The organism is Empedobacter stercoris (assembly GCF_025244765.1).
GTDB classification, from domain to species: domain Bacteria; phylum Bacteroidota; class Bacteroidia; order Flavobacteriales; family Weeksellaceae; genus Empedobacter; species Empedobacter stercoris.
Genome location: NZ_CP104209.1, coordinates 1,300,024 through 1,318,050, shown reverse-complemented (window position 1 = coordinate 1,318,050; position 18,027 = coordinate 1,300,024). Strand labels below are relative to the sequence as shown.

Sequence of the window (18,027 nt, the reverse complement as noted above, 5' to 3'; positions counted from 1 at the left end):
AGGAGAATAATTAAAAAAAAATATTATTTTTACTATACATAAGTAAATTAGGTATATGATAGATGTTCAATTTTATAAAGGAACCTTACAACCAATTATCTTAAAATTATTACAAGATAATGGTAAAATGTATGGTTACGAGATTATAAGTAAAATAAAAATCCTTTCTAATAATCAATTTGAAATCAAAGAAGGTGCTCTGTATCCTATTTTACATAAGCTCGAAACCCAAAATGTAATTGAAGTTGAAGCAGTAAAAATAAATGGAAGAATCCGTAAGTATTACAAATTAACCGAAATTGGACAAAAAGAAACTGTCAATCGATTAGCGTCACTGAATGAAACAATAGATCAAATACAGAATTTAATTAATCCTAAATTGTCTAATCTATGAGAAAATTAAATGAGATTGAAATTGAAAAATTATTTCAATTTACTAAGAATCATTATGTAGAATATTATGATTTACAGATTGAGTTAGTTGATCATTTGGCTTGTGGAATTGAAGAGCAATGGAATTTTGATGAAACAATTTCTTTTGAAGATGCTTTAAAAATTGAGTTTAAAAAATTTGGTGTATTTGGATTTTCAGATATTGTTGACAACAGGAAATTAGAACTTCAGAAGAAATATAAAAAACTGATTAATAGAGCAATTTTAGATCATCTAAAAAAGAAAGAATACATTGGATTGATTTTACTTTTTGCTCTTGTTTATATGCTTTTTACTTTGATTGATGAAAAAATTACTTTTGCTGTTGTAGTAATACTTTTTTATGGTTTTAGTATTTTTCAACTTATTCGATTGAATAGGGAATATAAACGTAAAACAAAAAAGTTGGGTATAAAATTAGTTTTGGTAGAAACGATTTATAAAAATTTTATATCTATTTCAGCTGCTTCGGGAATATTTAATTTAGGTATTCAGTTAATTCTTCATTTAAATGTTAATTTCTTTTATTTGAATTTAGGTGCAGCTATATTGTTACCCCTATTATTTTTAATTTTATATGTTTCGTGCTATTATTTACCTAAGCATTCCGAAGAAATATTAAAGGAATTGTATCCAGAATATCATTTAATAATAAATTAAAAAAAGCTCCTTTTGGAGCTTTTGGTTTATGTATGACTTTCGTCTTTTTGTAATAAAAATTTGTAGATTAATCCTCCAACAATTGCTCCTGCGATTGGAGCAACCCAAAATAGCCATAGTTGAGAAAGAGGTTCTCCTCCAACAAAAATAGCTTGTGATGTAGATCGGGCAGGATTTACAGATGTGTTAGTGATTGGAATAGAAATTAAGTGGATTAATGTTAAAGCTAAACCAATAGCGATTCCAGCAAATTTTCCGTTTGCAAATTTATCTGTTGCACCTAAAATTACAATTAAGAAGAAAGCTGTTAAGACAAATTCTGCTAAAAAAGCAGCTTGCAAGCTATAACCATGCGGAGAAAAAGCACCATATCCATTGGATGCAAAAGCACCTGCTTTTGTGTTGTCAATAGCAAAATCTGAGTTTCCGGATGCGATTAAGTATAAAACTCCTGCAGCGGCAATTGCGCCTAATACTTGCGAAATGATATAAGGAAGAAGTTGTTTTCCATCAAATCGTCCGCCAGCAAATAATCCGAATGATACCGCGGGATTAAAATGTCATCCTGAAATATGACCAACAGCATAAGCCATTGTCAAAACTGTCAAACCGAATGCAAGTGCGACTCCCATGTATCCAATTCCTAATTCTGGGATTCCTGCAGCAAAGATAGCACTACCACAACCTCCAAAGACTAACCAAAAAGTACCGAAAAACTCGGCAGCATAATTTTTCATAATGTTATATTAAAAGTTTAGTTGGAATGAATTTAGGAAAAATTTTAATAACAAACACTTTTTATTGCTTTTATTATGAAAACAAAAAAAAAAATCGCTCTGAGAAATCAGAGCGATTTAATATTTAGAAAAGTCTATTTTAAAATTTCTATTAGTCCATATAAGCCTCAATTGGGGCACATGTACAGATTAAGTTACGATCTCCGTATGCATCATCAATTCTTGATACTGAAGCGAAGAATTTACGCTCGCGAACCCATTCTGCTGGATATGCAGCTTTAGAACGAGAGTAAGGATATTCCCACTCGTCAGCAGTAATCAAATGAATAGGGTGAGGCGCATTGTGTAATACATTGTTGTCAACTGGATAATCTCCGTTTGCAATTTCGTCAATTTCTTGGCGAATAGAAATTAATGCATCACAAAAACGATCTAATTCTGCTTTGTTTTCAGATTCTGTTGGCTCTACCATCAATGTTCCCGCTACTGGGAAAGATACAGTAGGTGCGTGAAATCCGTAATCAATTAAACGTTTTGCAATATCAGTTACTTCGATACCTGCTTTTTTGAATGGACGACAATCTAAGATGAATTCGTGTGCTACGACATTATTTGCATTTGTATATAAAATATCAAAATGTTTTTCTAAACGCGTTTTCATGTAGTTGGCATTCAAGATAGCACCTTGTGTAGCTTTCAATAAACCTTCTGCACCTAACATTAAAATGTATGAATAAGAAATTGGTAAAATGAATGCAGAACCATAAGGAGCCGCAGCGAATGTATTTGTAGCTTCTTTTCCTCCAGTTTCGATTAATGGAGAAGAACCTAAGAAAGGAGCTAAGTGTGCTTTTACACAAATTGGTCCTACACCAGGTCCACCACCACCGTGAGGAATAGCGAATGTTTTGTGTAAGTTTAAGTGACAAACGTCTGCACCAATATTTCCCGGAGAAGTTAAACCAACTTGTGCATTCATGTTTGCACCGTCCATATAAACTTGTCCTCCGTAGGCGTGAATCATTTCAGTAACTTCTTCGATATTGCTATCAAAAGCACCGTAAGTTGATGGATAAGTAATCATCAAGGCAGCTAAGTTATCTTTGTGTTTTTCACATTTTTCTTTTAAATCAACTAAATCTGTTTCACCAGATTCTAAGTTTTTAACCACAACAACTTGCATTCCTGCCATTGCAGCGGATGCAGGGTTCGTTCCGTGAGCAGATTGCGGAATCAATGCCACATTTCTGTGTCCTTCTCCTTTTGCCTCAAAGTAAGAACGAATAACCATTAAACCTGAATATTCTCCTTGTGCACCAGAGTTTGGTTGTAAAGAAGTTGCATCAAAACCTGTGATTACAGCTAAATAATCTTCTAAGTTTTTGATTAATGTTTGGTAACCTTCTACTTGTTCTTTCGGTGTGAAAGGGTGTACATTCCCCATTCTTTCCCAAGACATGTGCAATAATTCTGTTGCAGCATTCAACTTCATTGTACAAGAACCTAATGCAATCATCGATTGATTAAGCGCTAAATCTTTACGCTCTAAACGTTTGATGTAACGCATTAATTCTGTTTCTGTATGATATAAATTGAAGTTTTCGTGTGTTAAGAAATCAGAAGTTCTGATTAAGTCTTGAGGTAAATAAGTGTCTTCAACTTCAAATTCAAAACCTTCTTCCGTATTTTTGATTGTTGCAAAAACACTTAAAATTTCGAAAATATCTTCTTCAGAAGTCATCTCATCAATTGTGATTGAAATTTTTCCGTTTTCGAATCCATTTACATTGATTTCTTCTTCAGCAAAAATTTTCACAATTTCGTCCGAGTTTTCAACCTCGATTTGAACGGTATCAAAAAATGCAGTATTTACTGTTTTAAATCCTAAATGTTGAACACCAGCATTTAAAATTCCAGCTTTTGTGTGAATTTCATTTGCGATATATTGTAACCCATCTTTTCCGTGGTAAACCGCATAAAAAGAAGCCATAACCGCTAACAATACTTGTGCTGTACAAATATTAGAAGTAGCTCTTTCGCGTTTGATATGTTGTTCACGTGTTTGTAAAGCCATACGAAGCGCATAGTTCCCTAAACGATCTTGAGAAACTCCAATAATACGTCCTGGAATTACACGTTTGTATTCTTCTGTACAAGATAAGAAAGCTGCGTGTGGTCCTCCGTATCCCATTGGAACACCAAAACGTTGAGAAGTACCAATTGCAATTTCAGCTCCCCATTCACCTGGAGGTGTTAATAATGTTAAAGCTAATAAATCTGTTGCTACGGCTACTTTTACGTTTACTGCGTTTGCTTTTTCTACAAATGATCTATAGTTATTGATTTGTCCTCCTTTTCCGATGTATTGAACAATCGCTCCGAAGAAATCTTCAGTTAATTCTGTCGTTTCAAAGTTTCCTACAACTAATTCAATTCCTAAACCATGTGCTTTCGTTTCTAAAACCGCTATAGATTGTGGAAATAAATTATCTGCTACAAAAAATTTGACAACGTTATTTTTCTTTTGATCACGAGAACGAGATTCAAATAACATGTGCATTGCTTCACCACATGCAGTTCCTTCGTCTAATAAAGAAGCATTTGCAATAGGTAAACCTGTTAAGTCAGAGATAACAGTTTGAAAGTTTAATAAAGCTTCTAAACGTCCTTGCGCAATTTCAGCTTGGTATGGTGTGTAAGCTGTGTACCATCCAGCATTTTCTAATACATTACGTTGAATAGGAGCTGGTAAAATTGTACCATAGTATCCATATCCAAGATAATTTTTTACTTTTTTATTTTTTGAAGCGATTTCAGCTAAATGATTAATAGCTTCAAATTCTGATAAAGCTTCTGGTAAATCCAAAGCATTTTTCAATCGAATATTCTGAGGAACTGTAGCCTCAATTAAAGAATCAATAGAATCTTTCCCAATTACAGAAAGCATTTCAGCTGCCTGCTGTGCATTGTTTCCAATATGTCTAATGGAAAAATCGTTTGTGTTCATTGTGTTTGCGCTATGTTTATTTTCGCGTAAAAATACATTTTTTTCTCTTAAAATAAAAGCAAAAAAGAATGATAATAATTAATCGAATGAATGAGTTAGAAAAATAGTTTTTATAAAATAATTAAGAATAAAAACGTTCTTTTTTTTAAAAATTAGTAATATTGGCAATAAAATTGAGACAGTTAATTCGATAGAATTGCTTAATTTTATTCTATGTTTAAAAAATCTATGCAAACAGACGATTTTATGGAACTTAATGAAAATATTTCTGAAGTCAAAAAAGAGAAAAAATTTCCTTTTCTAAAAAAATTGGAAATCATGATGGAAGATGCAAAATTGCAAGATGCGAAAAAATCTAAAATGAAACGTGTTCATAAAAAAGGAAATTCGCAAATCGCAAAAAAAATGGGTGAAGAAGCTGTAGAAATGGTGATCGCTTCGGAACAAGATAACGATGAAAACTTTTTAGAAGAATCGGCAGATGTTTTCTTTTATTACCTTATGGCGCTACATGCCCGTGGTTTTGAACTGAAAGATGTCTTGGAAATTCTGAAGAAAAGACACAAAAAATAATAAATACCAAATACTACTATGCAAAAAGGCGGGACGTCGATAAAATTAATTGTTGCAGCTGCAATTGTTATTTTCTCTGTGATTAAATATTTTTCTTCTTCTTCTATTAATGAATTAACAGGTGAAAAGCAGTATATATCATTGACCAAGGATGATGAAATTGCAATAGGAATAAATTCGGCTCCGCAAATGGCACAAGAATTCGGTGGATTATCTCAAAATTCACAATACCAAGAGCTCGTAAAACGAGTAGGAGCAAAAGTTGTCAATAATAGTGATGCTCATAAAACCAATTATCCTTTTCAGTTTTATGTGTTAGCTGATAATCGTACGGTAAATGCTTTTGCATTACCTGGTGGACCAATTTTTATTACCGAAGCGTTGTTGACACGTTTGCAAAGCGAAGATCAATTGGCTGGTGTTTTAGGCCACGAAGTTGGTCATGTTATTGCACGTCATAGTGCAGAACAAATGTCGAAGCAAGAACTTTCGCAAGGAATTGCAGGCGCAGCTGGAGTTGCAGCTGGAGATGTAAATTCGGCTTATTATGCACAAGTTGTAGCGAATATGGTAAATATGAAATATGGTCGTGATGATGAATTAGAGTCAGATGATTTGGGTGTACGATTTATGATTCAGGCAGGTTATAATCCTGAAGCATTAATTGGTGTGATGGATATTTTAGAAGAAGCATCAGGAGGAAGCCAAGTGCCAGAATTTCAAAGTACGCATCCATCGCCATCTAATCGTCGTGAAAAAATAAAAGCAGCTATTAATGAATATAGAAATCAGTGATGAAGTCGAAAATTCATTTTACTTTTATTGAAATTCTTTACTTGCTACAAATAATTTGTTGTTATATTTTTTATTGCTACACGATTGGTTTTGTTCAGAAAATTAATCATGATACTTACATAGAAGTTTCTTCGTACTTAATGAATCCAGGAGAATCTGATGATAATGTTATAGCTATGTTAGGTTGGTTGTCTCTTGTAGCTTTTATGATTAGTATCTGGCTTAAGAAAAAGATAATACTATTATTTTTCTATTTGACGTTTAGTTTGTTATTCTTTTTTTTAATTCAAATGGGAGAAATAGATTCAACAATTCTTTATGGGAATTATATTTTGTTATTAATAATGCTAATTTTAGGAATATTAACACTTTACCTTTTTTATTTGTTAGCTAAAAAGTTTTTAAACAAAAATTCAGATAATCAAAAAATATAATGAAAGTCCATTTTTCTTATCTTGAAGTTTTATATTTGATTCAATTAATCTGTTGTTTTTTATTTATTAAATACACAGATGGATTAGGGTATATGCAAGGAGATGAATTTTATTATACTACTCAATTACATTCTTCAGGAGGAGAAGATGAAGTTTCGATTTATAGTTTAGGATTTGTAACAGTCTTATTTTTTCTAATTAGTATTTTTTCAAAAAGAAAATATAGAGTGTTATCATTTTATTTATTGTTTGCCTATTTTTCACTGTTTTTAATACAAATGGGAGAAATAGATTCAACAATACTAAATAGAAACTTTGTTCTCTTGATAATTGTAATTATAAATCTTTTTTTGACTTTTTATTTTTGGGTAATTCTTTTTAAAAAGATTAAAAAATATTTGAATCAAGAAGTTTAAAAATTAATCAATAAACTTCGTTTTCAATTCTGGTGTAGGTAACCAACAACTTTCTTGTTTTCCAAACCAACGATAACGATTTTTTGCAATAAAACTATACACGATATCACGCAAAGGTTTTGGCACAATCATAAAAATAGTTAACCAAGAAGTTATTCCGTCCAAATGTTTAGCAATTTTTAGCGCAGCAGAAGATTTGGTATAAAATTTATCATCTTCGATAAAAACGACCGAATCAAATTGAGCGGTGTCCAAATCATTTTCTTTCAAGAAATTTTGTCCAAAATCTGATTGTAACGAAGCAAAACGAAATTGATTTCTTTTGTCATGTTCGATCACAAAATGAACCGATTGATTGCATAAATTGCAAATTCCATCAAACAAAATAATTTTCCTCGTTTTCATACAATAAATATACGCCAAAAGTAGCTAAACTCTAAAGGTTATTTTTAAATTAGCCAAAATTAACAATCAATCATGTTTAGCGAATACTTATTCCGAAAAGTTGATAATTCTCCACTTGTAATTTTCCGAATTATATTTGGTTTATTAATTGTTGCCGAATGTTGGGGAGCCATTTTTACAGGTTGGGTACAAAGTAATTTTGTAGAGCCACAATTGACATTTTCGTTCATCGGATTCGAATGGACAAACGTTTTCTTGGGCCATAATATGATTTATTTGTACGTGCTCATGGGAATTTTAGGATGGTGTATTGTATTTGGTTTTGCATACCGTTTTTCAATCATTTTATTTTCTATTTTATGGTCGTTAACGTATTTCATGCAAAAAACAAGTTATAACAATCATTATTATCTGTTTATGCTGGTTTCGTGGATGATGACAATAATCCCTGCGCATCATTTCTTTTCGATTGATAGTTTAATTTTTCCAAAGATAAAGCGATTAACCATGCGCAATTGGGTGTCAACATTGTTTATTATTCAATTATTGATTGTTTATACTTTTGCGGCTTTTGCTAAGATTTATCCCGATTGGTTTAATGGTGTTTTTTTACAAATGAAATTTCAAGAATATGGAGATTTATTGACATATAAATACAATTTAAACGAATTAGGAAATGCTGTAAGCAGTTTAGAATTTGCTCAAGTAATTGCTTGGTTGGGATTCTTTTTTGATTTATTGATAATTCCTGCAATGTTGATAAAAAGAACTCGTGGAATAGCTTTCAAATGTGCTTTATTTTTTCATATTTTTAATTCAGCCGTTTTTGGAATTGGAATATTTCCATTCTTTTCGTTAGCCATGTTGATTTTCTTTTACGATCCCATTAAAATTCAGGAAGTAGTTTTTCCTAAAAAATCGTTTATGATGGATCGTTCAGATGACGATAATTTATTAACAACTCGTCGCGTAATGTTCTCCTATTTGATGTTTTTCTATGTGATTTGGCAAGTTTATTTACCCATTCGTCATTATTTTATTCCAGGCAATGTTTTTTGGACAGAAGAAGGGCACCGTATGGCTTGGCGTATGATGTTACGAAATAAATTTGGAGAAGTAAGTGTCTTTGTTTCTAAACCTGATCCACTTAAAAAAGGTAAATTCCTTGAACGAGAAAAAGTAGATTTGACCAAATATTTGACGTTTAAACAAATTTCTAAAATGGCTGTTAGTCCAGATATGATGTGGCAATTTGCACGATTTGTAAAACAAGATTATGAAGAAAAAGGGATAAAAGATGTCAAAGTTTTTGTTGATGCAAAAGTAGCTGTTAATGGAAGTGAATATTATCAGTTTACAAATCTGAACTATAATTTAGCCTATACAACATGGAGTTATTTCGGGCATCAAAAATGGATACAACCAACACCAAAAGAATTGAATTTATCTTATTTTGAATAAATTTCGTAACTTTATACGACAACAATCAAAGAATACAATTATGAAATATACATTATTTGCAGTGGCTTTTTCAGCTTTATTGTTCTCGTGTGGAAACAAAGAAAACGCAGGAGTGAGTGCTTACAAGGGAATGGATAAGCAGAAACAGGAGCAAAAAGACTTGGATAGTATTGGGAAAGAGGCTCAACAAACTTTTGATGATTTTAAATTAGCTTTGTCAATGAAAGATACGACAACAACAAATTTTATGATTCAGCAAAAATTTCCAATTCCAAAATCTGAATTGAAAGAAGGTATTTGGGTAAGTGATATTGTGAATAATAATGATACGTTGAAAGGTGTTGTAAATAGCCAAGTACAATATATAAAAGAACTTAAAATGGGGGATACAATCATAATCGATCCTACTAAAATTGGTGATTGGATGTATTATAAAGCTGATAAAATGATTGGCGGTTTTACGATAAAATATTTGCGTAATAAAATGACTCCTGAACAGCGTGCTACATATGACGAACAATTTAAAGTGAAATTTGAAGATTAATTTCGTTTCAAAAAATAAGAAAATCAAAAGGCACTCTTTCGTTAGATTGCCTTTTATTTTTGAAATTATTTTTTTGTAGGATCAAATCCGTAAACAAATTCATTTAATAAACCTTCAGAACTTTCTAAATCAACAAAATCCATTAGTTCCTCAATATAAGTAGAAATAATAGTTTTGTCGTTGATACTTAAATCTATTTCATAAGGTTTTAATTCATTAATAGTCTTTTTTATTGCTAAAAGATAATGTTTTGTTTCAGCATTTTTACTGCTATCGATGAATTCAAAAGTAGAAGCCAATCGATTTAAACTTTTTTCAAAAATAGGTTCTAAGTTTTTAATAGACAATTCATTTTCTTGTGAATAGAACTTTTCTTTTTTAATGAAATCTTCAAACATTTTTTTTCTATTATTTTGAGCAATTAAAAGTAGCGAAAGTGAGAAGAAAAATAAGGTTAGTATAGATTTTAATCTCATAGTTAATCAATCAATGATAATTGAATTTTACGTTTTTCGGTGTCAATACCGATTACAGTAACCTCGATTTGTTGACTCAAATGTACTTTCGTGTTAACATCCGAAATAAATTCATTTGAAATTTTCGAAATATGAATCAAACCATTTTCTTTAATTCCTATATCTACAAAACAGCCAAAATTGGTGATATTATTGATAATTCCAGGAACTTTCATTCCCAATTGCAAATCTTCGAACTTCTTCAAACGTGGATCAAAACTAAAAACTTTAGCTGTAGAACGTGGATCTAAACCTGGTTTTTCCAATTCTTTTTTAATATCTTCTAAAGTCGGCAATCCTACTTTATCTGAAATATATTTTTTCAAATCAAGTTGATTGATTAATTCTTTGTTTTGAATTAAATCGTGTAATTCAACCTTCAAATCTTTCGCCATTTTTTCAACAATTGTATACGATTCAGGATGTACAGCGGAATTATCTAACGGATTTTTTGCATTCGGAATTCTTAAAAATGCAGAGGCTTGTAAAAAAGCTTTTTCACCTAAACGTGGAACTTTTAATAATTCTTTTCTCGAATTAAATGCACCATTTTCGCTTCGATATTCTACAATATTTTCGGCCATTTTTTCGCCAATTCCAGCAACATAATTTAGCAAATGTTTACTTGCCGTGTTCAGATTTACACCAACTTTGTTCACACAGAAAGAAACAACATCATCCAACTCATTTTTCAATAAAGTTTGATCGACATCATGTTGATACTGACCAACTCCAATCGATTTTGGCTCTATTTTCACCAATTCAGCCAAAGGATCTTGTAAACGACGACCTATAGAAATAGCACCACGTACAGTAACATCTTTATCAGGAAATTCGTCACGAGCAATTTTAGAAGCTGAATAAACAGAAGCTCCAGCTTCGTTTACGACAAAAACTTTCAAAGGACGATCGAATGCTATGTGTTGAACCAGGTTTTCGGTTTCACGGGAAGCTGTTCCATTTCCGATAGAAATCGCATCTACATTATATGCATTTACCAAAGATTTAAGCTTTTTGATTGCTTGTGCTTTTTCATTTTGAGGGGCATGTGGATAGATATTTTCATTATGTAATAAATCACCTTGCTCATCCAATACGACAACTTTACATCCCGATTTAAAACCAGGATCAATAGCTAAAATTCTTTTTTGACCTAAAGGCGGAGCCAAAAGTAATTGATTCAGATTTTTTGAAAAAACATTGATCGAAGTTTCATCTGCTTTTTGTTTCACCTCTTTCAAAACTTCATTCGAAATCGATGGAGCCAAAAGTCTTTTGTAAGCGTCTTTTATAGCTTCCTCAATTAACCAAGAAACTTCAGGTTGAATAGATTTTATCAAGGTATATTCAAGAAATTTGAACGCTTCTTTTTTATCAATGCTTACATTTACTTTTAAGAACCCTTCGTTCTCACCACGTAAAATTGCCAAAAGTCGATGCGAAGCAATTTTTTTAAGAGGTTCTTCGTATTCAAAATAATTTGAAAATTTTTGTGCTTCTTCCTCCTCAGTTTTAGATTTGACCAGTTTACTTTCGATCAGCGCAGTTTTTCTAAAAATATCTCTCAATCTATGGCGAACATACTCATTTTCGTTGATCCATTCTGCAATAATATCTTGAACGCCAGCAAAAGCATCTTCGATCGTTGTAACATCCTGATTCAAATATTTAGTAGCTAAACCATCTAAATCGGGTATGTTATTTTGCTTCATAATAATTTTCGCCAAAGGTTCTAATCCTTTTTCTTTTGCAATTGTGGCACGCGTTTTCTTTTTCTTTTTGTACGGAAGATATAAATCCTCTAACTGAACCAAATCAAAACTTTTCTGAATACGTAATTGTAATTCATTTGTCAATTGATTTTGATCCTCTAAAGTTTTTAAAATGAATTCTTTTCGAGCAACAATTTCTAGATACTGTGATTGTAATTTTTTGATAGTAGAAATTTGAACTTCATCTAAATTACCTGTCAACTCTTTTCTATATCTCGCAATAAAAGGTATAGTGTTATCATCGTTCAAGCAATTGATCGTATTGTTAATTGATTTTTCTGAAATAGACGTAATATGTTGATGAATGTATTGAATCAAATTCATGTTAAAAGTTTGGACTTGCAAATTAGCATTTTTAATAAACATAAAAAAACAGTAATTTTATTTATATAGGTCGTATTATTTTGGATATGCTATTTTGTAATTTATTGAAAAAGAGCCAAAATCAAAAGGAGTTTGTTTAAAATAAAAAATAAGTAAAAATATTTTTAAAAAAAAAGTTTTGGAAATTGTTAAATTATTTCTAAATTTGTAATCAGGTAGTAGAGAGTAAGATTGATTTTTTTTAATGTTAAATTTATACACACTTGTGTAAGTTTTTTTTAAAAATCAATTGGGTTTAAGCTGAGGAGCTTAAACCCGTTTTTTTTATAGTAAGTTTTATATCTTTGAGTCAAAATATTACTACAAATGGCGCGTTTAAAACTGATCTTACCTGAATCTTTTTTATTTTCAACAACAATAGCAGTACGTATAACAGATTTAAATTACGGAAATCATTTAGCAAATGATAAAGTGTTATCTATTTTACATGAAGCACGAATGCAGTTTTTTCAACATTATGGCTATTCAGAATTGGATTTTGCTGGTGTAAGTGTGATTATGGGAGATGTTGCGATTGAGTATAAAAATCAAGCATTTTATGGAGATCAATTATTGATTGAAATAAGTGTACAAGATTTTTCACGTGTAAGTTTTGATATTGCCTATAAAATATCAACAAAAGATAAACTCATTGCAAAAGCAAAAACAGGTATTGTCACTTTCGATTATAAGAATAATAAAGTGGTTGAAGTACCAGAAAAGATAAAAGATATTTTTCTAAACAGATAAACTTCAAAAAATAATTACGCTAATCGTTTAAGTCTTTGTAAATTTGCACCGAGTTATGAAGATTTTACCATATAAAAATTTATTTGTCGGAATCACCGACACATTGCAGAAAATTTTCTTCGAAGGAAAATATGCAGATAAAGAAGTTGAACGAACATTGAAATCGAATAAGCAATGGGGAGCGCGAGATCGTGCTTTTATTGCCGAAACTGTGTATGATTTGGTTCGTTGGAAACGTTTGGTTGAAGAGGCAATGAGTCGTCCACTTTCTCCTGATACAATTTGGGAGTTTGTTGGAACTTGGTTTGCTTTAGATCCAGAACAAACGTTACCGAAGTGGGAAGAATTTCAGAAAATCTATCCAAAAGAAGTTTTAAAAAGACACCATCAATCTTCTAAAAACATAGCAGTAGCAGAATCTTTTCCAGATTGGATGTTCGAGTTAGGTGAAAAGTCTTTAGGAAGCCGTTGGTTAGATGAAGTACGTGCAATGAACTCGCAAGCGCCGACAGTTTTACGTGTAAATTCATTAAAAACAGATCGTAAAACGTTGCAAAAAGCATTAAAAGAACGACAAATTAAAACGAAAGTTTTGTCGAAATACCAAGATGCTTTAGAATTAGAGGAGAAAACAAATATCTTCAGAACTGATGAATTTCAAAATGGTTGGTTCGAAGTTCAAGATGCTGGTTCTCAATTAATCGCTCCTTATTTGCGTGTGCAACCAGGAATGCGTGTTGTTGATGCGTGTGCTGGAGCTGGAGGAAAAACATTGCATTTAGCTGCTTTGATGGAAAACAAAGGGCAAATAATTGCAATGGATTTGTACGAATGGAAACTAAAAGAGTTGAAACGCCGTGCAAAACGTAACAATGTTCAGAACGTACAAACAAAGGTGATCGAAGCCAAAACAATCAAACGTATGGAAAATTCTGCTGATCGTTTGTTAATTGATGCGCCTTGTTCTGGAATGGGAGTGTTGAAACGTAATCCTGATGCGAAATGGAAATTAAGACCAGAATTTATTGATGAGATTACAGCTATACAAGAAAAAATCTTAGCAGATTATTCTAAAATAATTAAAGTTGGTGGGTTAATGGTTTATGCAACATGTTCTATCTTGCCACAAGAAAATGAACAACAAGTAGAAAAATTCTTAGCAAATCATCCAAATTATAAACTGATTTCGGATAAAATGCATTATCCTTCTGAAACAAATTACGATGGATTTTACATGGCTTTGATTGAAAGAATTTCTTAATTAAAGATTTATAAAATATTAAAAGACCGAGATTTTACACTGCCCCCAAAAAGTTAGACACTTTTGGGGGCATTTTTTATGACAAGAAAAGTAAAATATGGTGTAGCATTTAAGTTACGTTGTGTGAAAGAAGTTTTAGAAAAACATCGAACAATACGTTCAATTAGTAAAAAAGAAAATATACATGCTTCTTTATTAAAGAAATGGGTTTCTGATTATCATAATCAAGGAATTTCAGGTATAGAACCTAAAAAAAACCAAACGTATAGCGTTGAATTTAAGTTGAAAGTTATTAAGTCTATAACCAAACAGTTTCTTAGTTTGCGTGAAGCACGCTTGAAATTTAATATTCCAAGTGAATCGGTTATTATAAAATGGCAAAAAGATTTTGCTACCTTTGGAATAGACGGATTAAAACCCAAACCAAAAGGCCGTCCCAAGACTATGAGCACATCTAAGGGTAGACCTAAAAAATCGAAACAACCGTTAACAAGAGAAGAAGAACTATTGTTAGAGATTGAACGTTTACGTTGTGAAGTTGCACTCTTAAAAAAGTTCAATGCCTTAATTCAAGCCGAGGAAGAAAAACAAAAGAAACTTGGACGCAAGCCATAAATGAATTAAGGCCAGAATTTCATCTAAATTTACTTTTAGATTGTACACATATGGCTAGAAGCAGCTTTTACTATCATATTTCACGTAGTAAAACAGATAAATACGAGGAATTAAAACTTAAGATAAAATCCATTTATCATCAGCATAAAGGGCGATATGGCTATCGACGAATTACCGATGAATTAAGAAAATCAGGAACTATCATCAATCATAAAACTGTTCTTAAACTGATGAATAGCTTAGGATTAAAGAGTTTGATTCGAAGAAAAAAATACAAATCTTACAAAGGAGAACAAGGAAAGATTGCACCAAACATCTTGCAAAGAGCATTTAAGGCTGATAAACCCAACCAAAAATGGGTAACAGATGTTACCGAGTTTAAAGTAAAAGATAAAAAACTATATTTATCACCAATAATGGATCTGTACAATCAAGAAATTATCAGCTATGAGTTAAGCGAACGACCTGTTTTTAATCAAGTAACTCAAATGCTTAAAAAGGCATTTAAAATAACGAAAGACACCAAAGATTTGATATTACATTCCGATCAAGGATGGCAATATCAAATGAAACAATATCAGGCTTTATTAAATGAAAAAGGAATCATACAAAGTATGAGTAGAAAAGGAAATTGCTTAGATAATGCTATTATCGAGAATTTCTTCGGAATACTGAAATCGGAACTATTTTATTTACAAAAATTTAATTCTATTGAAGAGCTAAAAAAAGAAATAAAACAATACATTTACTATTACAATAACGATAGAATAAAATCGAACTTAAATAAAATGAGCCCGATACAATATCGAACTCATTTTTATAATTATTAATTTTTAATCTGTCCAAACTTTTGGGTGCAGTCTATTTTCTCGGTCTTTTTTATTTACTATTTTATCTTAAACCTCACTCGTCGATTTTCAAAATTTTTCCAATCAATACAATTCGTTGCAGGATTGCATTCTTTGTGTTTCAAATCAGAAAAACCTTTACCAAAAATTGTGAATCGATTTTTATTTAATCCTTTTTCAATCAAATAATTCAATACTGCATTCGCTCTTCGTTGAGATAAATCAAAATTGTATGATTCCGTTCCCACAGCATCGGTATGTCCTTCTATTACGAAATATAGCGTAGGATTTCGCTTCATTATTGATACAACTTGATTCAATTTTGGATAATCAATTGTTCTAATTTCAGCTTTATCAAAATCAAATTCGACCGTTTCCATCAAATAATTTGAAAAATCTTGTACATAATTTCCGATTTTTTCTTCGTTCAAATTTTCTTCTGGACAACCATTTCCAAAACGATTTCCTTTTACGAGCGGACATTCGTCTTCCAAATCCATCACGCCATCGCCATCTGTATCATAATCGTTGTTGAAATTTTCAAGATAATCTTTTTGTATCAATAAATTATATGGAGTCGAAATATTGAATTCAGTTCCAATTTTCTCAATTTCTTTTCTATATCGTCCATCTTTCTTACACATTTCGCCACAACGTTCCTCATCTTTAAAGAGATAATCAATTTTTTGCTTCGCCCAATAAAAGGTAATTGCTTCTGTAAATTCGCTTTGATTAGGCTGATTAATTTCAAATGTTTGAGTGAAATTTTGATTGGATTGATTTCCAATTAATTCCATTTTTTTTGGATATCGAAGATTGCAATCACGTGAAACAAAATTGACAGTATTTTGTGCCAAATAGGTATTGAAATTTTTAGGAAATGTTTCGCTGAGGTTGATTTGTGCTGATTGTACTTTTATATGATAAATAGAAGAATTGATAATAGCTTGATAAAATTGAGTAGTTTTTTGGTTAAATTCTTTCGGTTCGTTTACTGTAATTGGAAGAGTACCTGTCGCCAAACTAATAAAATTCATCGCTTTATAATCTAATTCTCGTCCAATTCCAAGTGTAATAAATTGCGTGTCTTTTGCATAATTTCGAAGCGAATTATAAACAGTTTCATTCAAATTCATTTTTCCATCCGAAATTATAGCTATAATTCGTTTATAATTTTTATCAAAAGGATTTTTCTGAATTTGATTGATGGCTTCATCCAATAATTTTTCACCATTCCCACTTAAAGAATTAATTTTTTGTAATGCAAAATTGATATTTTCTTTTGTTGTTAATTGCGATTTTTTGAAGATTAAATCATTTTTTGTCGAATAAATCAGTACATTAAATTTATCTGTTTCATTTAATTTAGGTAAAATTTGATTCATAAATTTTTTGATGGTTTCAATTGGTTGGTTCATCATCGAACCTGAAGCATCTAAGACAAATAAAAATTCGCGTGGTGTAGTAAAGTTTAAATTGTTTTTTCCTGGATCTATCGTTCCTAAAATATAATCACAACCATTTTTGGTAAAGGTTTCAATTCCTGTTTGTAATTCATTTTTTGTATACGAATAAAGAATGTTTGGAAGTTTAGTTCCAGTAAAATCAGTTGAATAATTTCCTTTGTCATCAAGATGGAATTTTAAATCGGAAGTGATTTTTGAAATGGGAAAATTTCCAGAAAGATTAATTTTTGAGTTAATGTGTTGAGGATAACCATTTAATTTATTATTCCAACGATTAATTTGTGTGAAAGATTCAGTTCTTTTGACGATAAATTCTGGAAAAGAAAGTTGATATTTTAAATTATTTTCTTCAACAATTTTCGAAACTTTTAGTTGAATTTTAATTGTTGCATTCGCAGGAATTTTTCCTAAATCTAATTGCAAAAATTGATTGTTTTTCTGTGTTTTAAAAACAGTTGATGCATCAATGTTTTTCAATTCTTTTCGAATATCTACGATCGATTTGGATTGAATTTCAAAAACATTTTCATTGACTATAGCTTTTAACTCATAAATATTTTGTGAAACTTGGTAAGGATAAATAAATTTGGCCGAAATTTCATCTTCAGATTTGTTTTGGAAATGATAAATACTACTTTGATTTCCTAATAAATGATGAAAACTGTAGTTGTTTTCGAGTTTAATTGCTTCAATTTTTTCAAAATCGTCGTCATTTTTTAGTTCTAAATAAGGAAAGATTTGTTGTGCACAACAAAATGTATTCAGAATTATAAAAAAAAGTAAAAAATGTATTTTTTTTGGGTTCAAGTTGATGCTTTTAAATATGTCAATGTAAAGATAATGAAACAATTGATGTGTTGTTTATTTACTTTATTGCTAATATTGATTTTGTATAAAAAATAAATAAAGCAGCTGTTAATTTTAATGGTTATATACAAGGAGTTGTTTCTTGAATTTAAAAAGATTGGTTTGA

Annotated in this window: 16 protein-coding genes and 1 pseudogene; 11 read left to right on the top strand and 6 right to left on the bottom strand. The window is 30.9% G+C overall.

Going from position 1 to position 18,027, the window contains the following annotated elements; translation table 11 throughout:
• The first annotated feature begins 55 nt into the window (after positions 1–55).
• Positions 56–394: a PadR family transcriptional regulator gene (locus tag NZD85_RS06205; protein WP_171623954.1), complete on the top strand. Its 339-nt coding sequence runs from the start codon at positions 56–58 to the stop codon at positions 392–394.
• The gene (locus tag NZD85_RS06200; protein WP_171623953.1) at positions 391–1,092 is read left to right on the top strand and encodes a hypothetical protein; all 702 of its coding nucleotides are present in this window, start codon (positions 391–393) and stop codon (positions 1,090–1,092) included. The genes NZD85_RS06205 and NZD85_RS06200 overlap by 4 nt, the downstream gene beginning before the upstream one ends.
• A 26-nt stretch (positions 1,093–1,118) precedes the next feature.
• On the opposite strand, the pseudogene aqpZ reads toward NZD85_RS06200, so the two are convergent.
• Together aqpZ and gcvP are read right to left on the bottom strand one after the other, a co-directional pair.
• Positions 1,119–1,829: pseudogene (gene aqpZ, locus NZD85_RS06195) on the bottom strand (aquaporin Z).
• Positions 1,830–1,980: 151 nt separating this feature from the next.
• The gene (gene gcvP, locus NZD85_RS06190; RefSeq protein WP_260544266.1) at positions 1,981–4,836 is read right to left on the bottom strand and encodes an aminomethyl-transferring glycine dehydrogenase; all 2,856 of its coding nucleotides are present in this window, start codon (positions 4,834–4,836) and stop codon (positions 1,981–1,983) included.
• 228 nt (positions 4,837–5,064) lie between these two features.
• Here gcvP and hisE point away from each other — a divergent pair, with 228 nt between their 5' ends.
• From hisE to NZD85_RS06170, 4 genes are all read left to right on the top strand, one after another.
• Positions 5,065–5,409 (top strand): phosphoribosyl-ATP diphosphatase, encoded by a 345-nt coding sequence (hisE, locus tag NZD85_RS06185; protein ID WP_171623834.1) that lies wholly within the window; start codon positions 5,065–5,067, stop codon positions 5,407–5,409.
• An 18-nt stretch (positions 5,410–5,427) separates the two neighbouring features.
• Complete coding sequence (locus NZD85_RS06180) at positions 5,428–6,204, top strand: M48 family metalloprotease (RefSeq protein ID WP_260544263.1); 777 nt, start codon at positions 5,428–5,430, stop codon at positions 6,202–6,204.
• 140 nt (positions 6,205–6,344) lie between these two features.
• Positions 6,345–6,638 carry a hypothetical protein gene (locus tag NZD85_RS06175; protein ID WP_260544261.1) on the top strand — a complete coding sequence of 98 codons (294 nt, stop codon included), beginning with the start codon at positions 6,345–6,347 and terminating at the stop codon, positions 6,636–6,638.
• The gene (locus tag NZD85_RS06170) at positions 6,638–7,054 is read left to right on the top strand and encodes a hypothetical protein (RefSeq protein ID WP_260544259.1); all 417 of its coding nucleotides are present in this window, start codon (positions 6,638–6,640) and stop codon (positions 7,052–7,054) included. The genes NZD85_RS06175 and NZD85_RS06170 overlap by 1 nt, the downstream gene beginning before the upstream one ends.
• Positions 7,055–7,057: 3 nt before the next feature.
• On the opposite strand, the gene NZD85_RS06165 is transcribed toward NZD85_RS06170, so the two are convergent.
• The gene (locus NZD85_RS06165; protein WP_260544257.1) at positions 7,058–7,459 is read right to left on the bottom strand and encodes a thiol-disulfide oxidoreductase DCC family protein; all 402 of its coding nucleotides are present in this window, start codon (positions 7,457–7,459) and stop codon (positions 7,058–7,060) included.
• Between the two features lie 72 nt (positions 7,460–7,531).
• Here NZD85_RS06165 and NZD85_RS06160 point away from each other — a divergent pair, with 72 nt between their 5' ends.
• Both NZD85_RS06160 and NZD85_RS06155 read left to right on the top strand, forming a co-directional pair.
• Positions 7,532–8,920, top strand: coding sequence for an HTTM domain-containing protein (locus tag NZD85_RS06160; RefSeq protein WP_260544255.1), 1,389 nt, complete (start codon positions 7,532–7,534; stop codon positions 8,918–8,920).
• A gap of 40 nt (positions 8,921–8,960) precedes the next feature.
• Positions 8,961–9,464, top strand: a complete 504-nt coding sequence (locus tag NZD85_RS06155) for a DUF2314 domain-containing protein (protein ID WP_171623830.1) — start codon at positions 8,961–8,963, stop codon at positions 9,462–9,464.
• A gap of 65 nt (positions 9,465–9,529) precedes the next feature.
• Here the strand turns inward: NZD85_RS06155 and NZD85_RS06150 are convergent, their stop codons facing one another.
• Together NZD85_RS06150 and NZD85_RS06145 are read right to left on the bottom strand one after the other, a co-directional pair.
• The gene (locus tag NZD85_RS06150; protein ID WP_260544252.1) at positions 9,530–9,862 is read right to left on the bottom strand and encodes a DUF4844 domain-containing protein; all 333 of its coding nucleotides are present in this window, start codon (positions 9,860–9,862) and stop codon (positions 9,530–9,532) included.
• A gap of 80 nt (positions 9,863–9,942) precedes the next feature.
• Positions 9,943–12,075 carry a Tex family protein gene (locus NZD85_RS06145; RefSeq protein ID WP_260544250.1) on the bottom strand — a complete coding sequence of 711 codons (2,133 nt, stop codon included), beginning with the start codon at positions 12,073–12,075 and terminating at the stop codon, positions 9,943–9,945.
• A gap of 366 nt (positions 12,076–12,441) precedes the next feature.
• On the opposite strand from NZD85_RS06145, the gene NZD85_RS06140 reads away from it, so the two are divergent.
• The 3 genes from NZD85_RS06140 to NZD85_RS14795 all read left to right on the top strand — a co-directional run bounded on the left by NZD85_RS06140 (position 12,442) and on the right by NZD85_RS14795 (position 15,570).
• The gene (locus NZD85_RS06140) at positions 12,442–12,864 is read left to right on the top strand and encodes an acyl-CoA thioesterase (protein WP_171623827.1); all 423 of its coding nucleotides are present in this window, start codon (positions 12,442–12,444) and stop codon (positions 12,862–12,864) included.
• A 55-nt stretch (positions 12,865–12,919) separates the two neighbouring features.
• Positions 12,920–14,125 (top strand): RsmB/NOP family class I SAM-dependent RNA methyltransferase, encoded by a 1,206-nt coding sequence (locus tag NZD85_RS06135; protein ID WP_260544248.1) that lies wholly within the window; start codon positions 12,920–12,922, stop codon positions 14,123–14,125.
• 78 nt (positions 14,126–14,203) lie between these two features.
• Positions 14,204–15,570 (top strand): IS3 family transposase gene (locus NZD85_RS14795; protein WP_396127063.1). Its coding sequence is split into 2 segments (ribosomal slippage): positions 14,204–14,663 and positions 14,663–15,570, totalling 1,368 coding nucleotides; the frame shifts between segments, so codons are not numbered across the junction.
• Between the two features lie 56 nt (positions 15,571–15,626).
• Here the strand turns inward: NZD85_RS14795 and NZD85_RS06120 are convergent.
• Complete coding sequence (locus NZD85_RS06120) at positions 15,627–17,861, bottom strand: OmpA family protein (RefSeq protein WP_260544246.1); 2,235 nt, start codon at positions 17,859–17,861, stop codon at positions 15,627–15,629.
• Positions 17,862–18,027: the final 166 nt, after the last annotated feature.